We start from the raw sequence: 7,254 nt of genomic DNA, 5'->3' as shown, positions 1-7,254 counted from the left end.
CCGCCATATTTATTTGTGAAGATACGATATATTGTCTTTAATTACTGGACATGACTTTTCGCGCCATCATCCCCGATGAGCCCGAAAACGATAAAAAAAATGACGTTTACTTTTTTTGCTGTTTTTTGTACTTCCCACCACCAGGCATGACGATACAGGATATATCGTACCGGCGCCGTTTTATTAAAACTGGCGTTTAAAAATAGCATTAAGTTTTAGCTACAGGAATTCCACATGCTTGATTTGGATCACTTAGAAAAAGCCCAAAGGGTTAGCCTTACCATGCAGGTTGAACACAGTTTGAAAGGGGCGTTAATTACAGGCTCTCTCAAACCAGGAGCACGACTGATTACGAAAGAGATAGCTGATAAATTAGGCACCAGTATTACGCCGGTCCGCGAAGCGCTGCTGCGCCTGGTCTCCTCAGGCGCGCTTCACGCCACGCCCGCACAGGCATTTCTGGTCCCTGAAGTGACGCTGGAGCGTTATAACGAGATTAACGCCATCAGAAAACAGCTTGAGCCAATGGCGGTCGCCGCAGCATGCCAGAAGATGTCAGACGGCAAGCTGGAGGCGTTGCGCAAAATGTCAGAGGCCTTCCATTAGGCCATGCGCAATGGAAACGTTCAGCAGGCATTGCATGCGAATCGTATCTTCAGGTTTACGCTTTATCAGTATGCGGAAATGCCTACGCTTAATGCCTTAATTGAACAGCTATGGGTCCGCATCGGGCCCTGCATGAACTACCTGCATCACGAACTTAACGACATCAAAACGGCAACGTATCACTATGACGAGCTGCTTTCGGCCCTTGAGCGGAGAGATGTTGATGCGAGCCAGAAGGCGATTGATAAGTTGATTGATGAAGCAGATTCTCTTTTACAGCGACAATATTTTAACTGAGAGATTATTTATTAGAGCGACTATATACCGCCGCTAATTATTTATCTGGTGAATAACTCCTGATGGCTTAATGCCATCAGGAGGGTTATTTCATTTATAAAATAAACTTTTCTTTTTGCTTACTCGAAGCGATAAGAGACCGACAGCCCGACGCCATAGTTTCGGCCTGGTGCAGGCTCGTAATAACGACCGTTGGACTCGTTGACAATTACCGAGCCCGCGTACTCTTTGTCGAACAGGTTATCGACGCGGCCAAAGAAGTCCATTCCCCAGTTGCCGTAGTTAAATTTATACCCGGTATTCAGCCCGACTACCGTATAGGACGGCGCTTTCGCGTTGTTTTCGTCGTCGGCCATGATATCGCTCATGTAGCGCACGTCTGTCCCCGCATACCAGCCTTCCTCTGGCTGCCAGCCAAACGAGGCGAAGCCCATGTTGCGCGCAATCCCCGGCATTCGGTTACCGTTACAATCTGCGTCGCTGCAGACGTTAGTCCGGTAGGTGGCATCCAGGTACGTCCAGGCCATCTTCAGCTTCCAGTTCTCAGCGAACTGCTGATCCAGGGAAACTTCGACACCCTGACGACGGGTTTTCCCGGCATTTTTATAGGTTGTACGGCCGCCGGAACTGGAATCCACCACGATCTCGTCATCCGTGTCGGTGCGGAACAGCGCCGCCGTCAGCAGGCCGTTGCCGATGCGGGTTTTGCTGCCCACTTCATACGTATTATTCGTGGACGGCTTCAGGCCAATATTCAGACCGCCCTGGTTATCGGCGCGATAGGAGAGCTCGTTGATGGTTGGCGTTTCAAAGCCACGCCCTGCGGCAGCGTAGAGGTTCCACGCATCCGTCACCGCATACTTCACGGCGCCCGCCGGGAGCCACTTGTGGTAGCTCGCGTCACCGCTGTCATCGCCGTTGCCCGGCGTAACGTAGTGGTCGTTGGAATCAAACCAGACCGAACTGTAGCGGACACCCGCGTCGACAGAGAGTTTCTGCGTCAGCTGCCAGCTCGTTTGCAGATAAGGATCGACGTTCCACATCAGGTTGCGTTCGTCACGACGTTTATCGCCTTTGACGCCGTAGTCCGGCACGCCGTTGCGCATCACGAAGTTCTCGTATCCGCGACGGTCTTCGCTCATGTTTTCGTAGTTCAGACCGGTGGTGAAGGTCACCGGCACCAGCAGCTCGCCGCGGTGTGTCCAGCGGGTATCCACGCCCTGATAGTGGCGCTGCATATCAATCACCCCGCCGGAGTGAGTGGCTTTTAGCTGCGGCTGATACGGAATCGACTGGTACTGCGTCATTTCACGCTCGCCGGCGTACATCATCACGCTGAGGTCGTCCTGAGCGCTGAGCTGGCGATCGTAGCGCAGGCCTGCCTGGGTCTGCTTGATGGTCTTACGGGTGTTGTACTGATCGCCGCGCGGCGACTGACGCGGGTTGTCACGCCACTCCTGATAATTCAGTCCACCCGGATCGTTGGCCTTCATGTCCACGCTGTTGAAAATCAGCGTCAGCTTGCTGGCGTCGTCAATCCGTACACCCAGTTTGGCGTTAGCGAGATTTTTCCGCGCGCCGCTGTGGTCGCGATAGCCTTTGGTGGTGAAGCGGGTGGTGGAGACGGTGTAATCCACGTCCCCGGCGTGGGTGCCGTCACCCATCGCGCCGGTGGCTTTCATGCCATAGCGCCAGGTTCCGTAACTGCCGTAATAGCTGCTGGCTTCAATGGTTGGCGGCTGCTGCCCGGTCTGGGTGTTGATGTTGATTACGCCGCCAGAGGCGTTGCCGTACAGGGCAGAGAAGGGACCGCGCAGCACTTCAACGCTCTCCACGCTGGAAAGGTCGATGTTGGAGGTCTGGCCCTGTCCGTCCGGCATGGTGGCTGGAATACCATCGACGTACATACGGATACCGCGCACCCCGAAGGTTGAGCGGGCGCCAAATCCGCGCATCGAAAGCTGGAGATCCTGGGCGTAGTTTTGACGGTTCTGAATTTGCAGCCCGGGTACGCTGCCAAGGGATTCAGACAGGTTAATGCGGGGCGCGGCCTGGCGCATATCGTCGCCATTGACGACGCTGACCGCGGCCGGAGTATCGAGCTCCGATACGGTTTGCGGCGTGGCGCTGACGATCATGGTCTGTTCCTCTGCGCTCACGGCGGTGAGCGGCGCAAAAATAACAGGAACCAGCAGCAGCGGGAGAGAAGCCTTACGGGCAGAAATGATTTTCATGAATAAAACCGGTTGTGGTGTATAAACGAACCAAATGGAACATGTCCATATATGTTAAAGGTTTTGTAAAAGTTTTGAAAACTATAACCGCACATTGCGTTAATGGAAGGCGAAGCGGGAAAGAAAAACTCCACATTTAACCCATTAAAGATTACTATTCTCATTATCAAAAGATAATGCCATGACGTTGTCTGCCGGAAGTGATGTCAGCCCAACCCCACTTTTCAGAAAAGGAATTGATATGTCTTTACGTCAACTGTGCTCGCCGCGTCTGAGCCTGTCGCTGCTGTCTGCCACTTTACTGCTTGCCGGGACGTTCCAGGTGCATGCCGCCGAAGAGGTACTGCGTAAAGCGGTGGGCAAAGGGGCGTATGAAATGGCCGTGAGCCAGCAGGAGAATGCGCTGTGGGTGGCGACCTCGCAAAGCCGTAAAACCGACAAGGGCGGGGTTGTCTACCGCCTTGATCCGGTCACGCTGGACGTGACGCAGGCAATCCATAGCGATCTGAAACCCTTTGGTGCCACGTTTGACAAGGCGACTCAAACGCTGTGGTTCGGCAATACGATCAACGGCGCGGTAACCGCGATTGATGCAAAAACGGGTGACGTAAAAGGGCGGCTGGTGCTGGACGGGCGTCAGCGCAGCGAAACCGTCAAACCGCTGCAGCCGCGCCAGCTGGTGGCAGATGACGCGAGCAACACGATTTACATTACCGGTGTCGGTAAAGAGAGCGTGATTTGGGTCGTGGATGGCGCCACGCTGAAGCTGAAAGAAACCATTGCCAATACGGGCACCTACAGCACCGGCCTGGCGCTGGATGCGCAGGCGAAACGTCTGTACACCACGAATGCGGACGGCGAACTGGTGACGATTGATACGGCCAGCAATAAAATTATTGCCCGTAAAAAGGTGCAGGATGACGGTAAAGAGCACTTCTACCTGAACCTGAGCCTCGACGCTGCCGGTCAGCGCGCGTTCCTGACCGATTCAAAACAGCCGGAAGTGCTGGTGGTGAGCCTGAAAGACGGTAGCGTGATCGAGAAAATCGCCGCGCCGGAATCTCTGGCGGTCCTGTTTAACCCGACCCGCAATGAAGCCTACGTGACGCACCGTGAAGCCGGCAAGGTGAGCGTGATTGACGCGAAATCGTATAAGGTCACTAAAACCTTCGACACGCCGGTCTACCCGAACAGCCTGGCGCTTTCAGCGGATGGCAAAACCCTGTACGTGACGGTGAAACAGAAATCTACCCGCCAGCAGGAAGCTACCCAGCCTGACGATGTGATGCGTATCGCGCTGTAAGATGGGATTGCCCGGTGGCGCTGCCGCTTACCGGGCCTACAAAACCATGAAATGTAGGCCGGGTAAGGCGAAGCCGCCACCCGGCTTTTTTATTAACGCGAGGTTTCTTCTACCAGCGGGGCGTCGTGTTTTTCATCGTCAGGATGAACCGGCGCGGTGCTGTGAATTTCATGAACGCGTTTACGCACGCCGAACCAGCCCGCAATCAGCAGCACGGCCAGCAGCGGAATGGTCGCGATGGTGTAGGTGCCGTTCGGGTAGTCGAACGCCATTAGCACCAGCACGCTGAACAGGAAGAGCAGGGTGAGCCAGGAGGTCACCGGCGCGCCAGGCAGCTTAAAGCTGACGTCAGCGGCTTTGCCTTCTTTAATCGCCTTGCGCAGACGCATCTGGCAGACCACGATAAAGCCCCAGGACGCGATAATCCCCAGTGCCGCCACGTTCAGAACGATTTCGAATACCTGAGACGGCACCAGATAGTTCAGGAACACGCCGAAGACATAGACCACCAGCGTCGCCAGAATACCGGCGTACGGCACGTGCTGCTTGCTCATCTTGGACATGAACTTCGGCGCAGAACCGCCCATGGACATGGAGCGCAGGATACGACCGGTCGAGTAGAGGCCGGAGTTCAGGCTGGAGAGCGCTGCGGTCAGGACCACGATGTTCATGATGCTGCCCACGTATGGCACGCCCAGCTTCGAGAAGAAGGTGACGAATGGACTCTGACCCGCCTGATAGGCGTTCCACGGCAGCAGCAGCACCAGCAGCACCACGGAGCCGACGTAGAAGAGACCGATACGCCAGATCACGCTGTTGATGGCTTTTGGCACCATCGTCTGCGGATCTTTACATTCACCTGCTGCGGTGCCCACCAGCTCGATGGAGGCGAAGGCGAACACGACGCCCTGAACCAGCACCAGCGCAGGCAGCAGACCGTGCGGGAAGAATCCGCCGTTATCGGTTATCAGGTGGAAGCCGGTGGCATTGCCATCCAGCGGCTTACCGCTGCCGAGGAAGACGGTACCCACGACCAGGAACACCACGATGGCCAGCACTTTAACCAGCGCAAACCAGAACTCCATCTCCGCGAACCACTTCACGCCGATCATGTTCATGGTGCCGACAATCGCCAGGGCGCCAAGCGCAAAGACCCACTGCGGCACATCGCCAAACGCGCCCCAGTAGTGCATATACAGCGCAACGGCGGTGATGTCGACGATACCGGTCATCGCCCAGTTGACGAAGTACATCCAGCCCGCGACGTAAGCGGCTTTTTCACCGAGGAATTCACGGGCGTAAGAGACGAAGCTGCCGCTGGAAGGGCGATGCAGTACCAGCTCGCCCAGCGCGCGGAGAATGAAGAAAGAGAAGATCCCGCACACCAGATAGACCAGGGCGAGAGCCGGGCCAGCCATCTGCAGACGTGCACCCGCACCTAAAAACAGACCCGTTCCGATAGCGCCGCCGATGGCGATCATTTGAACCTGACGGTTGCCCATCGCTTTGTGGTAGCCCTCTTCGTGGGAGTTCAACCAGCGACGTTTAGCAGCGTGATGATCGGCTGCGCTTTTATTGCTTGTTTTCATTGAGTTACCTGTTTGCCTGTCTGAACCATTATCGTGATAGTCCTGCCTGGCAGAGCGCAATACAAACGATTGCTTCTGCGCAAACACATGTCGCCTTCCCAGTCATTCTGCGTATGGATAAGGCGAAACATGGCGAGGCATCCTACCTGCAATTCATAAGCGACGCAAAATATAACCGTGCCGAAAGTGATGCACGTCGAAGGAAATCGTGTGGTCAGAGCAGACGGGGATCACAACACGCTGAAACGTGATGAGTTTTTAGTCAAAACAATGGCGGGGTTGATTATTTAATCATCAGATTCTCTTAATTATTACCAGATGGTATAAATTTTTGCTGCTGCAGGGCATCGAGAAGTAACCTGAACGCGGTTGTGTGCTGCCGACGGCTCGGATAATAGAGGTGGTATCCTTCAAACGTGGGGCACCACGATTCAAGGACCCTGACCAGCCGTCCCTGATTCAGAGCGTCCAGAACCGAGGACTCGGGCACGTAGGCTAATCCGAGACCATTCTCCGCGGCGTCGATGCGCTGCGACAGGTTATTCAGCGTAAGCTGTCCGTCAACCCGCACGCGAAGCTCGCGCCCGTCGCGCTCAAATTCCCAGTCATACAATCCCCCTCGGGTGGGCAGGCGGAGATTGATACAGCGGTGTTCACCCAGCTGCTCCGGCACGAGCGGCACGCCAAAACGAGCCAGGTAATCCGGGGAGCCGACAACCGCCATGCGCATGTCCGGCGCAATCCGCACCGCAATCATGTCTTTTGCCACCTGTTCACCCAGGCGAACCCCTGCGTCGAAGCGGCCATCGACGATATCTGTCAGGCCATTGTCGACCGTCACTTCGACGTTAATGTCAGGATACTGCAGCATAAAAGCCTTCAGTACCGGCCAGAGCACAGCGTCCATCGCGTGCTCGCCGGCGACGATGCGGATAGCGCCTGCGGGTTTGTCGCGGCTGCTGCGAAGCGCCGTGAGTTCCTGTTCGATCTCCAGCAGATGCGGGCTGAGGCGCGAAAAAAGCTGCTCACCCGCGGGTGTCGGAACCACGCTGCGGGTTGTGCGGGTTAACAGGCGAACGTCTAATCGCGCTTCAAGCTTGCGCATCGCATGGCTCAGTGCCGATTGCGAGACGCCCAGCTGCGCCGCTGCGCGCGTAAAGCTGCGCTCGCGGGCCACCACCATAAAGGAGAGCAGATCGTTGAAATTATCTTTTAGCATCGCGGT

At 55.7% G+C, this 7,254-nt stretch carries 4 protein-coding genes and 1 pseudogene; 2 read left to right on the top strand and 3 right to left on the bottom strand.

Features of this window, described 5'->3' with window-relative positions; translation table 11 throughout:
* Window positions 1-234 precede the first annotated feature (234 nt).
* Window positions 235-903: pseudogene (locus tag B498_RS0121500) on the top strand (GntR family transcriptional regulator).
* Between the two features lie 119 nt (window positions 904-1,022).
* Here B498_RS0121500 and pqqU read toward each other — a convergent pair.
* Window positions 1,023-3,137, bottom strand: coding sequence for a TonB-dependent receptor PqqU (gene pqqU, locus B498_RS08990; RefSeq protein ID WP_008501776.1), 2,115 nt, complete (start codon window positions 3,135-3,137; stop codon window positions 1,023-1,025).
* 241 nt (window positions 3,138-3,378) lie between these two features.
* Between pqqU and B498_RS08995 the strand changes: the two genes are divergently transcribed.
* Window positions 3,379-4,440 carry a YncE family protein gene (locus B498_RS08995; protein ID WP_008501775.1) on the top strand — a complete coding sequence of 354 codons (1,062 nt, stop codon included), beginning with the start codon at window positions 3,379-3,381 and terminating at the stop codon, window positions 4,438-4,440.
* A gap of 92 nt (window positions 4,441-4,532) precedes the next feature.
* Here the strand turns inward: B498_RS08995 and ansP are convergent, their stop codons facing one another.
* Window positions 4,533-6,029, bottom strand: a complete 1,497-nt coding sequence (gene ansP, locus B498_RS09000) for an L-asparagine permease (protein WP_008501774.1) — start codon at window positions 6,027-6,029, stop codon at window positions 4,533-4,535.
* Between the two features lie 304 nt (window positions 6,030-6,333).
* The gene (locus B498_RS09005) at window positions 6,334-7,248 is read right to left on the bottom strand and encodes a LysR family transcriptional regulator (RefSeq protein ID WP_008501773.1); all 915 of its coding nucleotides are present in this window, start codon (window positions 7,246-7,248) and stop codon (window positions 6,334-6,336) included.
* Window positions 7,249-7,254: the final 6 nt, after the last annotated feature.

It is taken from the genome of Enterobacter sp. SST3 (assembly GCF_000286655.1).
Taxonomy (GTDB): Bacteria; Pseudomonadota; Gammaproteobacteria; order Enterobacterales; family Enterobacteriaceae; genus Enterobacter; species Enterobacter roggenkampii.
This window is presented reverse-complemented; position numbering and strand designations above follow the sequence as displayed.